Source organism: Nostoc sp. CmiVER01 (assembly GCF_034531135.2).
Taxonomy (GTDB): Bacteria; Cyanobacteriota; Cyanobacteriia; order Cyanobacteriales; family Nostocaceae; genus Nostoc.
The window spans coordinates 163,502-179,107 of sequence record NZ_JAVRBU020000016.1; the positions used below are offsets into that span (position 1 = coordinate 163,502).

12 protein-coding genes are annotated in these 15,606 nt (G+C 42.2%); 8 read left to right on the plus strand and 4 right to left on the minus strand.

All coding sequences use genetic code 11. The features are described from left to right. Positions 1 to 171 precede the first annotated feature (171 nt). A complete protein-coding gene (locus tag RMZ43_RS26615) occupies positions 172 to 780 on the plus strand; it encodes a fasciclin domain-containing protein (RefSeq protein WP_322652544.1) in 609 nt (202 codons plus the stop codon). A gap of 1,517 nt (positions 781 to 2,297) precedes the next feature. Beyond that, complete coding sequence (gene rpoD / locus RMZ43_RS26620; protein ID WP_069073375.1) at positions 2,298 to 3,467, plus strand: RNA polymerase sigma factor RpoD; 1,170 nt, start codon at positions 2,298 to 2,300, stop codon at positions 3,465 to 3,467. Positions 3,468 to 3,600: 133 nt separating this feature from the next. Here the strand turns inward: rpoD and RMZ43_RS26625 are convergent, their stop codons facing one another. From RMZ43_RS26625 to gyrA, 3 genes are all read right to left on the minus strand, one after another. Then, positions 3,601 to 3,786, minus strand: coding sequence for a chlorophyll a/b-binding protein (locus tag RMZ43_RS26625; protein WP_109009401.1), 186 nt, complete (start codon positions 3,784 to 3,786; stop codon positions 3,601 to 3,603). Between the two features lie 336 nt (positions 3,787 to 4,122). After that, positions 4,123 to 4,587, minus strand: a complete 465-nt coding sequence (locus RMZ43_RS26630; RefSeq protein WP_322652545.1) for a GNAT family N-acetyltransferase — start codon at positions 4,585 to 4,587, stop codon at positions 4,123 to 4,125. Between the two features lie 9 nt (positions 4,588 to 4,596). Then, the gene (gene gyrA / locus RMZ43_RS26635) at positions 4,597 to 7,110 is read right to left on the minus strand and encodes a DNA gyrase subunit A (RefSeq protein ID WP_322652546.1); all 2,514 of its coding nucleotides are present in this window, start codon (positions 7,108 to 7,110) and stop codon (positions 4,597 to 4,599) included. A 578-nt stretch (positions 7,111 to 7,688) separates the two neighbouring features. On the opposite strand from gyrA, the gene RMZ43_RS26640 reads away from it, so the two are divergent. Then, positions 7,689 to 8,093, plus strand: a complete 405-nt coding sequence (locus RMZ43_RS26640; protein ID WP_109009404.1) for a response regulator — start codon at positions 7,689 to 7,691, stop codon at positions 8,091 to 8,093. A 290-nt stretch (positions 8,094 to 8,383) separates the two neighbouring features. On the opposite strand, the gene RMZ43_RS26645 is transcribed toward RMZ43_RS26640, so the two are convergent. Beyond that, entirely contained in the window at positions 8,384 to 9,271 is an 888-nt protein-coding gene (locus tag RMZ43_RS26645; protein WP_322652547.1) for a tetratricopeptide repeat protein, read from the minus strand. A gap of 373 nt (positions 9,272 to 9,644) precedes the next feature. Here RMZ43_RS26645 and RMZ43_RS26650 point away from each other — a divergent pair, with 373 nt between their 5' ends. The 5 genes from RMZ43_RS26650 to RMZ43_RS26670 all read left to right on the plus strand — a co-directional run bounded on the left by RMZ43_RS26650 (position 9,645) and on the right by RMZ43_RS26670 (position 15,568). After that, positions 9,645 to 10,178 (plus strand): hypothetical protein, encoded by a 534-nt coding sequence (locus tag RMZ43_RS26650; protein ID WP_322648185.1) that lies wholly within the window; start codon positions 9,645 to 9,647, stop codon positions 10,176 to 10,178. Positions 10,179 to 10,276: 98 nt separating this feature from the next. Next, on the plus strand, positions 10,277 to 11,854 hold the full coding sequence (locus RMZ43_RS26655) for an efflux RND transporter periplasmic adaptor subunit (protein ID WP_322652548.1): 1,578 nt from the start codon (positions 10,277 to 10,279) through the stop codon (positions 11,852 to 11,854). A 147-nt stretch (positions 11,855 to 12,001) separates the two neighbouring features. Next, on the plus strand, positions 12,002 to 13,282 hold the full coding sequence (locus RMZ43_RS26660) for an ABC transporter permease (RefSeq protein ID WP_416212065.1): 1,281 nt from the start codon (positions 12,002 to 12,004) through the stop codon (positions 13,280 to 13,282). A gap of 93 nt (positions 13,283 to 13,375) precedes the next feature. Further along, on the plus strand, positions 13,376 to 14,047 hold the full coding sequence (locus tag RMZ43_RS26665; RefSeq protein WP_109009410.1) for an ABC transporter ATP-binding protein: 672 nt from the start codon (positions 13,376 to 13,378) through the stop codon (positions 14,045 to 14,047). Positions 14,048 to 14,155: 108 nt separating this feature from the next. Next, positions 14,156 to 15,568: a TolC family protein gene (locus RMZ43_RS26670; RefSeq protein ID WP_322652549.1), complete on the plus strand. Its 1,413-nt coding sequence runs from the start codon at positions 14,156 to 14,158 to the stop codon at positions 15,566 to 15,568. The last annotated feature ends 38 nt before the right edge of the window (positions 15,569 to 15,606 follow it).

Here is a 15,606-nt window from a genome sequence, read left to right on the forward strand (position 1 = left end):
AAACTGCTATGAAAGCTACCCCTTTCGGAGGATGTCAAACTACAAAATATGTAGATACTTTGTATTAATATTTTTCAGACTCCAAACTATGTCGTTAGATGAGTGACTATATCCATAAATTCATTAGATATTGTCAATAATTCCTTATTTAACTGGATTTTAGACAAAGCTATGAAAGCGAGCAAAGGCATAGTAGAAATATTGTTAAATATTATTGGCATAAGTAGCTTGATTGCTCTGTCTGCCTGCGTTCAACCTGCCGAAAGTCCTACAGCAACTGTCCCTCCTATCACGCCAACTCCTACTGCCACCATTGCCACCCAAAATTTAGCAGAACTGGCAAAGTCAGCAGCTAGTCAAGGACAGTTTCAAACCCTCATCCGAGCAGTGCAAGCCGCAGGCTTAACTGAACAGCTTGCTAAACCAGGCCCTTACACAATATTTGCACCTACTGACGCCGCTTTCTCTGTTTTACCAAAAACTACTTTAGATCAACTCTTACAGCCAGCAAACAAACAACAATTAGTCAAGCTTCTAGCATATCATGTTATACCTGGGGGAATTGCCTCCCAGCAATTGACATCTGGACAAGTTAAAACAATTGAAGGTAGTCCTGTTCAAATCACAGTTGATCGTGCCAGCAATTCAATCACAGTCAACAACGCTAAAGTGACTCAGCCAGACATCCCAGCTAGCAACGGCATTGTTCATATAGTTGATCAGGTACTTCTGCCACCTAATTTTCCCTCAAGTCTAAAAACCACCCCAACACCACGATAGGTCAGCCCCTTCCGGGAAGTCAAAAGTCACGCATTCAAAAGTTAAAAATTTCCCAACCCCATAAATAAATTTATTTGCTCTGTACCTTTCTATTTCTGGTCAGGGCAACATAACTACAAAAATTCTAAATTTTTCAGTTAGCAATTAACCATATAATTTGCTTATTGTCAATATTTTACAAAAATTCAATCTTCTACTGTTAGCTAAACTACCAACTTTATAGAAGTTTAGTTAAGATGATACTCTTTGGACTGAATGGCTGATTTATTTTGTCCACCAGCTAGAAACACATTTGTTATGCTTTAAGAAAATAACTGAATCTCATCTATCAAACAGCAATTAATAAGTATTTTGAGGATTTCTCATAATAAGATGACAAAAATTTACTGGAATAACAGTATTGAAGATTACAACATACTTACGTAAATTAAGTTTGTAACCAAATCATCAGGCAATCTTCAGGATTCTCTTTGTTCGAGGTAATGCCTACTGGAAGCGGACACCATCTGGCAGCAAACTTGTTAATATCTTCATGTACTGCCTTAGCGATCGCTATTGTATCGGATGTATCTAATGAACTTTTGCCTTAAATAAGACTATACTGGCGAGTTCACAGGACAAATTCTTTTTATATTGATTAAAATATCCTTGTATACAATAAGAAAAGTTTGTCAAGTTTCATAGGGCTGAAATCGCCACAGTGCGCTAACGTGTGAATAAGACCAAATTAGTTAAACCTAAATTGATCTGCTATCAGGTCGATTCTGCCACAGCCTCAACTCCTCAGTTAAGGTAATTAGTACGCAGAAGGTTAACTGCTTTAAGGCAAACACCATCACCCTTGTTGTATTTACCCAAGGTCAAGAACCGCTTTAGTCTAAGGAATGCATAATTTGTGAAGGAAATGTAAAAATGGGTAGATTAAGGCGAATCGTCTGAGTTAACATAAAATTCACTCTTCCTAAGTAATTAATGTTGTGTAAAACACATGAAATTCAGCAAAAGCAAAGGTACTTACTTTGTAATGTAATAAGAGGGTCACTGCAATTCCGAAAAGTAGAAAAAAATTTAAGGGTAGAACTCCTGTTTTTAATGTCTTTTTGGTAATAGTGGCTAATAGTTGCTTTAGAAGTTCATGATTAATACACAAAAAGAGTGCAATTTCTGTGAAACAGGCTACAATCGGAAGAGTCTTTCTAGGAAAATCTGCCAACAGTCTGAACTCATTAGTATAGAGTGGCAAATTTTTTGATAAAGACGAGTCTTTTTTTTGACCAGTTAGTTGAAAGCAGTGTGTGATAGCAACACACATAACATTTACTAAGATGAGCAAGTCACTTTTAGTAATCGCTTAAACTAGTTTTAAAACCTCCGACCGGAGGTGTAAAACGTCCGAAAATATCTTTGGCAAATCTGCCAAAAATCTTATTTTCGGTTAATGAATAGCTCGTTTAAAAGAGCAGTAAACACATCTTGTCTTGAGTAATTGATTCTGCAAGGAGCATGAGGAACGCGGCATGAACCAGGCTAACAACGTACTCGAAAGCATATATCAGCCTGACCTAGAAATAATAAATCAGCCTGAGCTCGAGTTAGAAGAACTCTTAATAGACGATGAAGAGGACTTGCTGATCATCGATGAAGGTGACGAGGAATTTTTAGAGCCTCAGTCTGATGAGGACGACGCAAAGTCTGGAAAAGCCGCTAAATCGCGTCGTCGGACACAAAGCAAGAAGAAGCACTATACCGAAGATTCAATTCGGCTTTACTTGCAAGAAATTGGTAGAATTCGGCTGTTGCGGGCAGACGAAGAAATTGAATTGGCGCGGAAAATCGCTGATTTGCTGGAATTAGAGAGAGTGCGAGAAAGACTCTGTGAACAGTTAGATCGCGATCCTAGAGATAGTGAATGGGCAGAAGCAGTACAACTACCTTTGCCAGCTTTTCGTTATCGCCTCCATGTTGGTCGTAGGGCGAAAGACAAGATGGTGCAATCTAACCTCCGTCTTGTAGTTTCAATTGCCAAGAAGTACATGAATCGTGGTTTGTCGTTCCAAGACTTAATTCAGGAAGGCAGTCTCGGTTTGATTCGTGCCGCTGAAAAGTTTGACCACGAAAAAGGTTATAAGTTTTCCACTTATGCTACATGGTGGATTCGTCAAGCAATTACCCGCGCGATCGCAGACCAATCCCGCACAATTCGTCTTCCAGTTCACCTTTACGAAACCATCTCTCGGATTAAGAAAACTACCAAGTTGCTATCTCAAGAAATGGGTCGCAAACCCACTGAAGAAGAAATTGCCACTCGTATGGAAATGACCATTGAGAAGTTGCGATTTATTGCTAAATCTGCCCAGCTACCCATTTCATTAGAAACACCCATTGGTAAAGAAGAAGATTCTCGATTGGGCGATTTTATTGAATCCGATGGTGAAACGCCAGAAGACCAAGTTTCCAAAAACCTTCTGCGCGAAGACCTTGAAAAAGTCCTCGATAGTCTAAGTCCTCGTGAACGCGATGTGCTCAGACTGCGTTACGGCTTGGATGATGGTCGGATGAAGACTCTTGAAGAAATCGGACAGATTTTCAACGTCACCCGCGAACGTATTCGTCAAATTGAAGCGAAAGCACTCCGCAAGTTACGCCACCCAAATCGTAACAGTGTTCTCAAAGAGTATATTCGGTAGTCAATTAGTTATTAGTCATTGGTCATTAGTAAATAAACAAATGACAACTGACAAATGACAAAACAATAAAAAACCTGGTAGTGAATTAGCACTCCAGGTTTTTTTATTTATAGGTCATCTTAAATATTAAAACTTATAGGATGCCCCAAAAATGTAAAAAGCCTTGACCAGAAAAAAGCTCAACCAAAACGGCTGCCAAAAAGCCGATCATTGCCAAGCGGCCGTTCCAAATTTCTGCTTGTGGAGTAAAGCCCCAACGCCAAGCGTTGCGATCTTCAATTACAGGAGTAGTTACTTTTGTTGTGGTTGCATTAGTCATCGTTCAAACTCCAAGCTTAATTTTTAAGGTTTATTTCCTTATGTAAACTAATATAACAAATATTTTAATAAAGGCAACATGTTTTATACTTTTGTTTCCATAGCTTGACATAAATAGAAATAACTATTTATACATATTCAAACATCTACCTTCAGTGAGATTTACTGAGGTAGAAGAAATGTTAGGTAAATTTTTACTTCCATAAATAATATGGCTTATTGATATTAATATGCAAGTAAAGAACTTACATTGCTTGATTTTCTATAGAGTTTGTTATTTTAAAATAAAAAACTACTTGATAATTTATAGAGATATTTGTAGTCAGAAATACTTGGTTCAATACCAGACCATTTCCATTTCTTTTGAAGTCGAGACAAAACCAAGCTTCTCGTAGATACGTTTACCATCCTCAGTGGCGTGAAGCCAGAGGCGTTTTGCTTCAGTTGTTCTGACAAAGCTGATAATTTCCTTTAAGAGTGCTGTAGCAATTCCCTGTCCTCGCCACATCGGAATTGTATAAACGTTCATAATGTAGGCTTCTAAGCCTGAAAGATTACCGTTATAGGGGGGGCGTTGAAAAAATACTAAGCCGCTAGTGGCAACAATTTGACTATCCACTTCAGCTACCCAAGCTAAAAAGTCATTCTGCGGCATTTTTTCAGCAAAATACTTTCGAGTTGCTTCTGCTAGGTTTGCGGTGTCAGAGTTACCTTTTATATCGCCAGCCTCCCGCAGAAGTTCGAGACGCAGTTGGATTAGCGCCTCTAAATCCTGCAAGTTGGCTTGTCGCAAGTTGAACATCACCCTAATTTACGATCGCACTTCAGCAACAGTAATGATTTTTTCATCGCGGTTGAGTTGAAGGATGCTTTCACCTTTCACATCCCTTCCTAAAATTGGCACTGTTTCCACAGGTATCCGCACCACCCGCTCTTTATTCGTCACTAAAGCTACCTCGCTAGATGCGATCGTCGCTATAACCATACCAGCTAAGTTGTCAGTTTTGCTAGCAAATTTCAGCGCTTGCGTGCCTAAATCGCCGCGATTAGCGGCTCTTAACTGGCTCGCAGGCATTCGCTTGGCATATCCTTCTTGAGTAATTAGCAGTAGCTGGTCATCTTTCCCGACAGTGGCACAGCCAACCATTTGCTGATTTTTCAATAACCGAAATGCTTGTAAACCCATCGCTGCACGTCCCATGATCGGTAATTGTTCATCATTGACTGCAAAGCGCAACAGTCGCCCACCTGAACTAGCTAAAATCAGATGATCTCCTGGTTTGGTGAACTGGGTAAATGACAATTCATCATCATCTTTGAGCTTCAAAATTGTGATTCCGCGCCGAGTTAAGTTAGTAAATTCTCCCAGAGACAGCCGCTTAATCCGTCCCTCTTTTGTTAAAAGAATCATCTGCTTAGTTTCGAGATTTTCCGGCAGTAAAAAGCGGCTGACTACAGCTTCTTGAGCGCCTTGAGCAGTATTACTAAGCATGGTAATCAAAGGTTTCCCTCGTGGGGAACGGCCAGTGGTTGGGGGAATTTCTCCCACCTTCACAGGGTAAACTTTGCCGCTAGCGCTTAATACTAGCAAGTCTTTCTCTGTGTCAGTCAACACAGTTTGAATAATGAAGTCATTATCATGCAGGCCATTTTCACCTTTTGACTTTCTCCCAGATGGCTGGGTACGGCGCACATAACCCCGTTGGGTAAACTCTAAAATTGCCTCTTCTACCGGTTCAGAAGATTTAAGTTCCTCCTCCTCTGCCCCTCTGCTCCTTTGCCCCTCTGCCCCTCTGCCCCTCTGCTCCTCTACCTTAGACTTTTGCTCCTCTCCAATTTTTGTCCGTCGGGGATCGCTGTACTTGCGCTTGAGCGATCGCAAATCTTTTTTCAGTGCCTTGAGTAATTCTCGGCGATCGTTGAGTAATAGCTCCAACAATCTAATTTGTTCACTTATCTGCTCAAATTCCTGCTGCAAATTTTGCTGTTCTAAACTGGTGAGGCGACGCAACGGCATAGCCAAAATTGCATCTCCTTGTACTTCACTCAAATCTAGTCGGCTACAAAGGTTTATTTTTGCCGTACTACCATCGGGAGCTTGCCGCAAAATTTCAATTACCTGATCCAAATTAGATAGTGCTTTGAGTAAACCTTCCAGCAAATGCACACGACTTTGAGCCTTCTCCAACTCGTAATTGTAGCGACGGTTGAGCGTTTCTTCTCGGAAACTCAAAAACTCTTGCAAAAGTTGACGCAAACTTAACTGGCGGGGTTGTCCATTCACTATTGCTAAGAGAATTGCCCCAAAAGTCATTTGCAAAGCAGTTTGATGATACAAATGCTGGAGAACTTCTTGGGGATTAGTATCGCGTTTGAGTTCAATTACCACCCGCATCCCTTCGCGATCGCTTTCATCTCGAAGATCAGAAATTCCTTGCAAACGACCTTGATTTACTAAGTCCGCTACCTTCTCAATCCAAGCAGCCTTATTTACTTGATAAGGCAACTCTGTAATGATAATTGCCGTCCGTCGCTTGCTTCCCCTTGTGGCTGGAATTTCCTCCAGAGTCGCAATTCCCCGCAGCAGAATCCCGCCTTTACCTGTGGTGTATGCTTCTCGAATTCCAGTCTCACCAATTATTTCCCCACCAGTGGGAAAGTCTGGCCCTGGAATTAACTCAAATAATTTTTCATCTGGCAAATCTGGGTTGTCGATTAAAGCAATTAACCCATCGACAACTTCTCCCAAATTATGGGGTGGAACATTCGTCGCCATTCCCACGGCAATACCAGAACAGCCATTGAGCAACAGAAACGGCAACTGAGCAGGTAATACTGTTGGTTCTTGCTGGGAATTATCGAAGTTACCGACAAATTCCACAGTTTCTTCGCCAATTTCTGTCAGCATTCCCTCATGACTAATGGGTGCGAGGCGCGTTTCTGTATAACGCATCGCTGCTGGCGGGTCATTATCGACACTGCCAAAGTTACCATGTCCTGCCAGCAAAGGATAGCGGCTAGAAAAATCCTGTACTAGCCTGACTAAAGCATCGTAAACTGATTGGTCGCCGTGAGGATGGTATTTACCCAACACATCACCCACTACACGGGCACATTTTCGATAGGGTCTATCTGGTACTAAACCAAGTTCGTGCATGGCATATAGGATGCGGCGATGCACTGGTTTTAAGCCATCACGCACGTCTGGTAGCGCTCGCCCGACAATCACGCTCATGGCATATTCTAGATAAGACCGTTGCATCTCGGTGTGCAGGGCTGTTGGAATTACCTGTCCCGTTGAGAGAAGGTTTAACTGTTTTGCCATGAGTTTTTTCCCTGAAATTTAACTACACTAAAGCCGTCGGAACTCAATATTGCAGCAACCACAGCATAACGGATGAAATGGGATTCCTAACAAAATATTGATAGTCAAACAATTTTGGATTTTAGATTGCCGATTTTGGATTGACACCGACTACAAGGATACGAAGCTTGATAGCGCAGCGTAAAGCCTTTGGCATAGCTTCGCTTAGAGCGAGTCGTCGAGCGTCGGATTTTAAATTTTAGGATTTTGGATTTGTTCAGCCCACCATAAAGGCAGAGCTACGGGCATTCCTTGGGACGGGGCATGAACCGAAATGATTTTTAATCTAAAATCTAAAATCTAAAATTGGCATGGTCATAGAAGAAAAAGCAGTAGTATCATCCTTGATGACAGGATGTACATTGACTATTAAAAAGGAAACACATAGCAGGTAGCTGTTTTTTTAATCGAATGATATGCTTGCTGCACACTTAATTTGTATAGACTCCATAGTCACGATACTTGCCATGACTGCATTTTCTCATTTTAAATTTTGAATTGCCTAATCGCCTTACTGTACCTCTATTACTAAAAATCTCATGAAAACTGTTTTAATTGTCGAAGACGATCTAATTAATGCTCGTGTTTTTTCCAAAATTTTATCCAAGCGTGGCGGCTTGGGTGTAAAACACACTGAAAATGTGGAAGAAGTAATAAAAATTGCCCAATCAGGAGAAGCCGACCTGATTTTGATGGATGTTTCTCTGTCTAGAAGCGTTTACCAAGGTAAATCTGTTGATGGAATCAAAATTACACAAATGTTAAAATCTGATCCCAAAACAGCAAACTTACCCGTTATTTTGGTGACGGCACATGCTATGGAAGGCGATCGCGAAAACTTTCTCAAGCAAAGCGGCGCTGATGGTTACATCTCTAAGCCAGTTGTTGACCATCAACAGTTTGTTGACCAAATCATCGCACTTCTACCCACAGACGACCATTGAGAATTGACAACTAATTTCAGGACTACTCGCCCGCAAAGATTTTTGGGCAACTAGTTCCTGTATTTAGTCAGTTTAGTATAGATGTACTACGAAAAGGTACTGTTAGGCAAGTGGTAATAGGAGTAGGGAGTAGGGAATTGGGCATTGGGAAAGAGGATTTGGGGACAAGGAGAATTGGGGACAAGGAGAAAGACTTGTTGAAAGTTCTAAACTTTTGTCACCTTGTCACCTTGTCCCCTTGTCCCCTCCGCTCCCCCTGCTCCCTCATCCCCACTCTCCACTCCCCACTTCTATTGAGTAGACTGTTGTTCAGGGGCTGATGATGAGTTTTCTCGTTGCTGTAGGGCTGCTTGAATACGCGGTAATTCTAAGAATTTTTTCGTATCAGCCAGTAGGCGATCGCCCCAGAGGTTTTCTTTGAGAAAATTCAAACTACCATAGCGCTGATCGATGCGGAGTGCGGCTTCCCCGTAGCTTAATGCTTGCTGGCGATCGCCTTTAGTATACAGTGCCACTGCTAAGGCTAATAAAGGTTCTGCGGCTTGCTTATCAAGGGTTATAGCAGATTGCCATCGTTTAATCGCTTCAGAGGTATTACCCTGTTCGTAGTTGATTAAGCCAATATTATTAATCGCAGGCCAGAATTTTTTATCGTAGGAGACGGCTTTATCGTACTGCGCGATCGCATCTGGCAATTTACCCAGCAGATAGTAAGCATTACCCAAATTAAACAAACCCTCTGGATCGTTGGGTTTTAACTTCAAACCGTCTTGGTAATTGACAACAGCTGCTTGGTAATTTTTCTGCTGAAAATTAGCTGAACCCAAAGCAAACAAAATATCACCATTTTTGGGGTTGATAGATTGCGCTTTTTTCAGGCTAGCGATCGCCCCGTCATACTCTTTGGTTTGCAGTTGCAATCCACCTAAGAGCAACCACACTTTATCATTCTTCGGAGCCAGTTGACTAGCCAGACGCGCTCGTGGCAAAGCTAAATCAATCTGTTGAAACTGAGCCAGTTGAGCCGCCTCTTGAGCCAAGGTCAACCCCTGCTTCTCTAACTTTGTCCCATCTAGTTGCAATGTATGGGGTATTAATGCCTGCGCGTTAGCGGCTTTTGGCATACTCCATAAACTACAGACCATTAGAAAAGAAATCAAACGAACATGTTTAGGCACACTACCGCCTTTAAGCCACTAATCAAAGAATCTTTCAGCTAGCTTAAACGATCTGCGCTGTTGACGGTAGCAAAATCTTCCATCATTAGGATTAATTAGGGAGTGGGGAGTGGGGATGAGGGAGCAGGGGAAGAATTATTGATTAATTTCCAATGCCTATTCCCCATTAAAAAAACTTATGACTTTGGTCATACATGAGTCTGGAATTACTAATGACTTTGGTCATACATTGGTTTGGACGTTTTAAGTAATAATTAATATGTATGAATTTATACGAAGAGGGAAATATTAAACACAACAAATGACTAAAGATTGCTGAATTCAAAACTCAGCAAACAAAATATAACTTTAATACAAATAAGGAATCAATTCCATGTTGAAAGCAAACCGGGTATCGATAGTCTTAGCTGCTGCTGCCCTGATCGTTGTTCCTACTCTCTTAACTGCGCCTGCAAGTGCCCAGACGAAAGTCTACGTTGTTGGCGATCGCAATCAAGATTGGGATCGCGACGGCAGACGCAACTATAGAGAAGATAGAAGTAATTACCGAGATGGCAGATCCTATCCTATAGAAGTCAGAAACCTTAGAGATCGAGATAATTGGAACCGCGACGGCAGACCTTATCCTGTAGAAGTCAGAAACTCTAGAGAACGGGATAATTGGAACCGTAACAACCAATTCAATAACAGAGTAGTCAGACTTGGTAATGGTGACATCAGATATCCCAATGGGGAAATTATTCCTGCTAGATCCATAGCTAGACTGCGTAATCAAGGTTACTTCAGACTTCCCAACGGGGATATTCTTCTTCCTAATCAGGAAATTGTTCCTGCTGGAAGATTAGTTAGAGTGCATGATGATTACTTCAGACTCCCTAGTGGATTAGTACTGCAAATAAACCTTTAAAACACTTAAAAACTCAAAATCATTGTTGGTATAGGGCTACCAGGCTATATTAGCCGTGAATAACTAGCTCGGTAGCTGTTCTTTTGAGACGAAGTTATATGATTGATACACCAAATACCGTAGATTCATCAGTTTTCGTTCCAGAGATAAAGAAAAAAAAGGTGAAACGTAATTGGCTCTCTTGGCTAATTGCTCTTTGCCTTTTGGGTGGAATTGGCTATGCCGTTTATTACCAAGTAACGGTTGCTCCCCGCCAAGAAGCCAGACGGCGGGTGCTGACACAGCCTGTACAAAGGCAGAGTTTAACAATCACAGTTTCAGCCAATGGAACGGTGAAACCTGAGCGGTCAATCAACCTCAGCCCGAAAAATTCCGGCATCCTGAAAAGCCTGCTGGTGAAAGAAGGGGATATTGTCAAACAGGGACAGATTGTCGCTTACATGGATGATTCCAACTTGCGGGGGCAACTCACCTCTGCTCAAGGACAATTGGCACAAGCCGAGGCGAATCTGCAAAAGGCGATCGCAGGTAATCGTCCTCAAGATATTGGCCAATCACAGGGAGCATTAGACGAAGCCGAAGCGAATCTACAAAAGGTACAAGCAGGTAATCGCTCTCAAGATATTGCTGCTTCACAGGCACAGTTACAAAACACTCAAGCAGCTCTAAGAAAAGCAGAAGATAATCTTGTCCGCAATCAACAACTTTACAATGCAGGCGGTATTTCCCTTCAGACTCTCAACCAAAGCCGTGCCGATCGCGACAGCGCCCAAGCTACTGTAAATGCAGCACAACAAGCACTGGCTCTACAAAAAGCTGGGTCACGTCCCGAAGACATTGAGCAAGCCCAAGCTGTGGTGAAGCAAAGACAGCAAGCTTTAGCACTTCTAAAAGCCGGAACGCGCCAAGAAGATATTAACGCAGCCCGTGCCCAGGTAACATCTGCTCGTGGTTCGTTGCAAAACATCCAAGCCCAAATCAATGACACAATTATTCGCGCCCCTTTTGATGGTGTAGTGACAAAGAAGTATGCTGATCCCGGCGCTTTCGTGACACCGACAACAGCCAGTAGTGAAGTAGCTTCTTCTTCTTCTTCTTCAATCTTGTCTCTCGCTTCAACAAATGAAGTTGTCGCAAATTTAGCGGAAACAAATATTTCCAAAATTAGCCTTGGGCAAAAAGTCTCGATTAAGGCGGATGCCTATCCAGGAAAAATTTTTGAAGGTAAAGTCAGCCAAATTGCTGCCCAAGCAATAGTAGAGCAAAACGTCACCAGTTTTGAAGTGAGAGTATCACTTTCAGACCCTCAAAGGCTATTGCGATCTGGGATGAATGCGGAAGTAGATTTTCAAGTCGGTCAAGTTGAAAATGTTCTAGTAGTACCAACCGCCTCGGTGGTGCGGCAAGAAAATGCCACAGGTGTGTTTGTAGCAGGAAAGAATAACAGACCTGTGTTTACTCCTATTGAGGCTGGTGTCAGCGCGAATAATTTTACTGAAGTTAAGTCTGGATTGACAGGAAATGAAAGGGTATTGCTGAGTTTCCCACCAGGATCGCGTCCGCAATCAACACCACGAGGAGGAGTTTTCCCTGGTCTAGGCGGTGGCGGTGGAGGTCGTTCAGGCGGTGGTGGCGGAGGTCGTTCAGGCGGCGGTTCTGCTGGTGGTTCCCCTTAAAGTTAGTTTTAAATCAATACACTTGGGTTAAGGCTTAACTCTTTGTCAAGGTCAACTTTTTTAACGAACCGCCAAGGACGCCAAGGACGCAAAGGAAGAGAAGGAAGAAATGCTTAACTGATTGTATTGAGTTTTAAATAAAACTTTATGTTTAAGATATTTAAGGGCTTTTACAAACCGAAGAATACTCGCACAGTGCCGTTGCTGGAAATTTTGACAATGGCGGCAGAGACTCTGTGGAGTAACAAATTACGCACGGGTCTAACTATGTTGGGCGTAATTATTGGGATTTCTTCGGTTATTGCCATTACTTCTGTTGGTCAGGGAGTGCAAAAGGGGGTTGAACAACAGATACAAGCATTGGGTACAGATGTCATTCAAATTCTGGCGGGTGCGGCAAGAAGTGGGAATGTCCGTCAAGGAGTAGGTTCTAGCAGCACCTTGACTTGGGAAGATGCCAAGGCGATCGCTAAAGAAGCACCATCAGCACAGATGGTTTCTGCTTATCTCCAACGCAGCGCCCAAGTTGTATATGCAGGACAGAACACTTCAACTACGATTTATGGCACAGATTTGAACTACCCAGAAGTTAGAAATACTCACCCCCAGCAAGGGAGATATTTTACTCAAGAAGAATTAGATATTGCCGCACAGGTAGCTATTCTTGGCCCTACAGTTCAAAAAACCCTCTTTGCACAGGGTGTAAATCCGATCGGCGAGAGAATTCGGATTCAGGGAGAGGCTTATGAAGTAATTGGGGTGATGGAACCTAAAGGTTCTCAGGGGCCGATGGATCGAGATGACCAGGTTTTCATTCCTCTAACTACTATGTCAAAGAGACTGGTTGGAAACAATGCCCTAGTAGGCGTTTCTGTAAATGGAATTTTAGTTAAAGGCGCTAATCAGGAACAGTTAGAAGCCGCTCAGTTTCAAGTCACTAATCTTTTACGGCTGCGTCACAATATTTATCCGCCGCAAGCTGATGATTTTCGATTGACTAATCAAGCGGATATTGTTAGTACCTTCACTAGTATTGTGGGTTTATTTACAGTAATGGTGGTAGCGATCGCTGGAATTTCGTTAGTGGTTGGTGGAATCGGTATTGCTAACATTATGCTGGTTTCTGTGGTTGAACGGACGCGAGAAATCGGGATTCGTAAAGCTGTGGGAGCCACCAATTCTGCAATACTTAATCAATTTTTAACTGAAGCGATCATGATTTCCATTGTTGGTGGATGTATTGGCATGGTCACTGGTATTTTATTAGCCTTTATAGCTGCAAACACTTTCAAATTTCCTTTTGTAATTTCTTTATTGTCGATTATTGCTGGCTTTGGACTCTCATTGAGCGTTGGCTTAGTGGCTGGGGTAATTCCAGCACGGAATGCTGCCAAATTAGATCCAATCACCGCTTTAAGAAGCGACTAAATAATTCGTAATTCGTAATTACAGACGCGATTAATCGCGTCTCTACTCAATACTCTTGTACAGACGCGATTAATCGCGTCTCTCCTAACTCTTATGCCAACAATGATCTGGATGGAATCTATTACTAAAACTTACCACTTGGGAGAAGTTAGTGTGCCAATCCTCAAGGGAATTGAACTCTCTATTGAAGAAGGTGAATATGTCTCAATTATGGGTGCATCAGGTTCGGGGAAATCTACGCTCATGAATATTTTGGGATGTCTGGATCGTCCCACAACTGGAGACTATATTTTTGAAGGCAGAAACCTGACGACTTTTGATGATGATGAACTAGCCTATATTCGTAACCAAAGGATTGGTTTTGTTTTCCAACAATTTAATTTATTGGCGCGGGCAACAGCGCTAGAAAATGTTATGCTACCAATGGTTTACGCTAACTTGCCTAAGCCAAAACGCCGTCAAAGAGCATTAGATGCCTTGGAAAAAGTAGGACTAGGGGGACGTATATCTAATCGTCCGAGTCAACTATCTGGGGGACAGCAACAAAGGGTAGCGATCGCTCGTGCTTTGGTCAACCGACCTGCATTAGTATTGGCAGATGAGCCAACAGGAGCTTTAGATACAGAAACTTCTCATGAGGTGATGAGTTTACTGACCGAACTTAATGACCAAGGGATCACGATTGTGATTGTCACTCATGAACCAGATATCGCTGCTCAAACCAAAAGGATTATTCGAGTTCAGGATGGCTTGATTGTAGGCTAATTTGTTAGTATCAGTTTTTTGAGGGGAAGTTTAAAATTCTCTTAGATCAATTAGGATGAAAAGTTGTGATTGTATCCTCGAAAACTAATTAATAACTACAATCTATTTATGAATTTCAGTTTATTCTTCGTGCATTTTACCTGGATTACCGTAGCATTCGCTATTCTTTTTCCAAATGCAGCAAGTGCAGCAACTCCCCCAAAGCCCCAGAATACCTCAACCCCTATAAAGGTTCCCAATTACCTCAACCCCAGTCCCAATCCTCTGCAATTTCCTACTAAACCAGAGGAAGTCAGGATTAAGCAAACTGTGCCAATCAGTTTGGCACAAGCTTTGGAACTCGCACGACGCAACAATCGAGATTTACAGCTAGCCCTATTACAGCTAGAACGCAGTCGTTCGGCGCTACGCGAGTCTCAAGCTGCCTTGTTTCCTACTCTGGATATTAACAGTAGTGTGACTAATAATGGTAATGGTTTTACTAATAATTCATCTCAAGGCCGCACCTCTTTTAATGGTTCAGCCCAATTAAATTATGACGTTTATACCTCCGGTAATCGACAAGCGACAATCCGAGCTGCCGAAGAACAATTACGTGTAGATCAATTGAATGTTGAAAATCAGTCTTTGACAATTAGTTTGAATACCACCACTCAATACTACAATTTGCAACAAGCAGATGAACAAGTAAGAATTAATCGAGCTGCTGTGGAAAATGCCCAGGCTAATTTGCGGGATACTCTAGCCAGAGAACAGGCTGGAGTGGGTACGCGCTTTGATGTGTTGCAAGCTCAGGTGAATTTAGCAAATTCTCAACAAGACCTGGTTAATGCTATCTCGCAGCAACAAATTGCCCGTCGTCAACTTGCCACGTTGTTAAGTTTGTCAGAGTCAGTTGATATTACTGCCGCAGATCCTGTACAAATAGCCGGTCTTTGGCCGCAGACGGTAGAACAAAGTATTGTCCAAGCGTTTCAAAATCGTCCGGAATTGCAACAGCAATTAGCACAACGTAATCTTTCCGAGCAACAGCGACGACAGGCACTTTCACAGCTAGGGCCGCAAATTAGTTTGGCAGCCAACTACAACCTGTTAGATCGGTATAATGATGGCGCTAGCATTACTGATGGCTATTCATTAGGACTTAACGGAAATCTCACTTTGTTTGATGCTGGAGCTGCAAGAGCCAGGGCGGCTCAGTCGAGAGCTAATATTGAGATCGCAGAGTCTCAATTTGGTAGCCAGCGCGATCTAATTCGCTTTGATGTAGAACAGTACTATTCTCAATTGCAATCCAATTTAAATAATGTGCAGACTTCTAGTGTGGCTTTAAATCAAGCTAGGGAAGCTCTGACTTTAGCAAGGCTGAGGTTTCAAGCTGGTGTGGGCACTCAAACAGAGGTGATTTCTGCTGAAAATGACTTGACAAGAGCAGAAGGTAATCGAGTCGCAGCCATTTTGGATTACAATCGCGCTCTAGCTAATTTGCAAAGATCGGTTACTTATAGAGGATCGCGCTAAGGTCAAGGTATTTTGGATTTTAGATTTGCAATTTTGGT

Coding starts and splice junctions, on each gene's coding strand:
- RMZ43_RS26625 (WP_109009401.1), bottom strand. CDS start 3,786: ATGACTAATGCAACCACAACAAAAGTAACTACTCCTGTAATTGAAGAT.
- RMZ43_RS26650 (WP_322648185.1), top strand. CDS start 9,645: ATGTTGAAAGCAAACCGGGTATCGATAGTCTTAGCTGCTGCTGCCCTG.
- RMZ43_RS26655 (WP_322652548.1), top strand. CDS start 10,277: ATGATTGATACACCAAATACCGTAGATTCATCAGTTTTCGTTCCAGAG.
- RMZ43_RS26670 (WP_322652549.1), top strand. CDS start 14,156: ATGAATTTCAGTTTATTCTTCGTGCATTTTACCTGGATTACCGTAGCA.
- RMZ43_RS26665 (WP_109009410.1), top strand. CDS start 13,376: ATGCCAACAATGATCTGGATGGAATCTATTACTAAAACTTACCACTTG.
- rpoD (WP_069073375.1), top strand. CDS start 2,298: ATGAACCAGGCTAACAACGTACTCGAAAGCATATATCAGCCTGACCTA.
- gyrA (WP_322652546.1), bottom strand. CDS start 7,110: ATGGCAAAACAGTTAAACCTTCTCTCAACGGGACAGGTAATTCCAACA.
- RMZ43_RS26615 (WP_322652544.1), top strand. CDS start 172: ATGAAAGCGAGCAAAGGCATAGTAGAAATATTGTTAAATATTATTGGC.
- RMZ43_RS26640 (WP_109009404.1), top strand. CDS start 7,689: ATGAAAACTGTTTTAATTGTCGAAGACGATCTAATTAATGCTCGTGTT.
- RMZ43_RS26660 (WP_416212065.1), top strand. CDS start 12,002: ATGTTTAAGATATTTAAGGGCTTTTACAAACCGAAGAATACTCGCACA.
- RMZ43_RS26630 (WP_322652545.1), bottom strand. CDS start 4,587: ATGTTCAACTTGCGACAAGCCAACTTGCAGGATTTAGAGGCGCTAATC.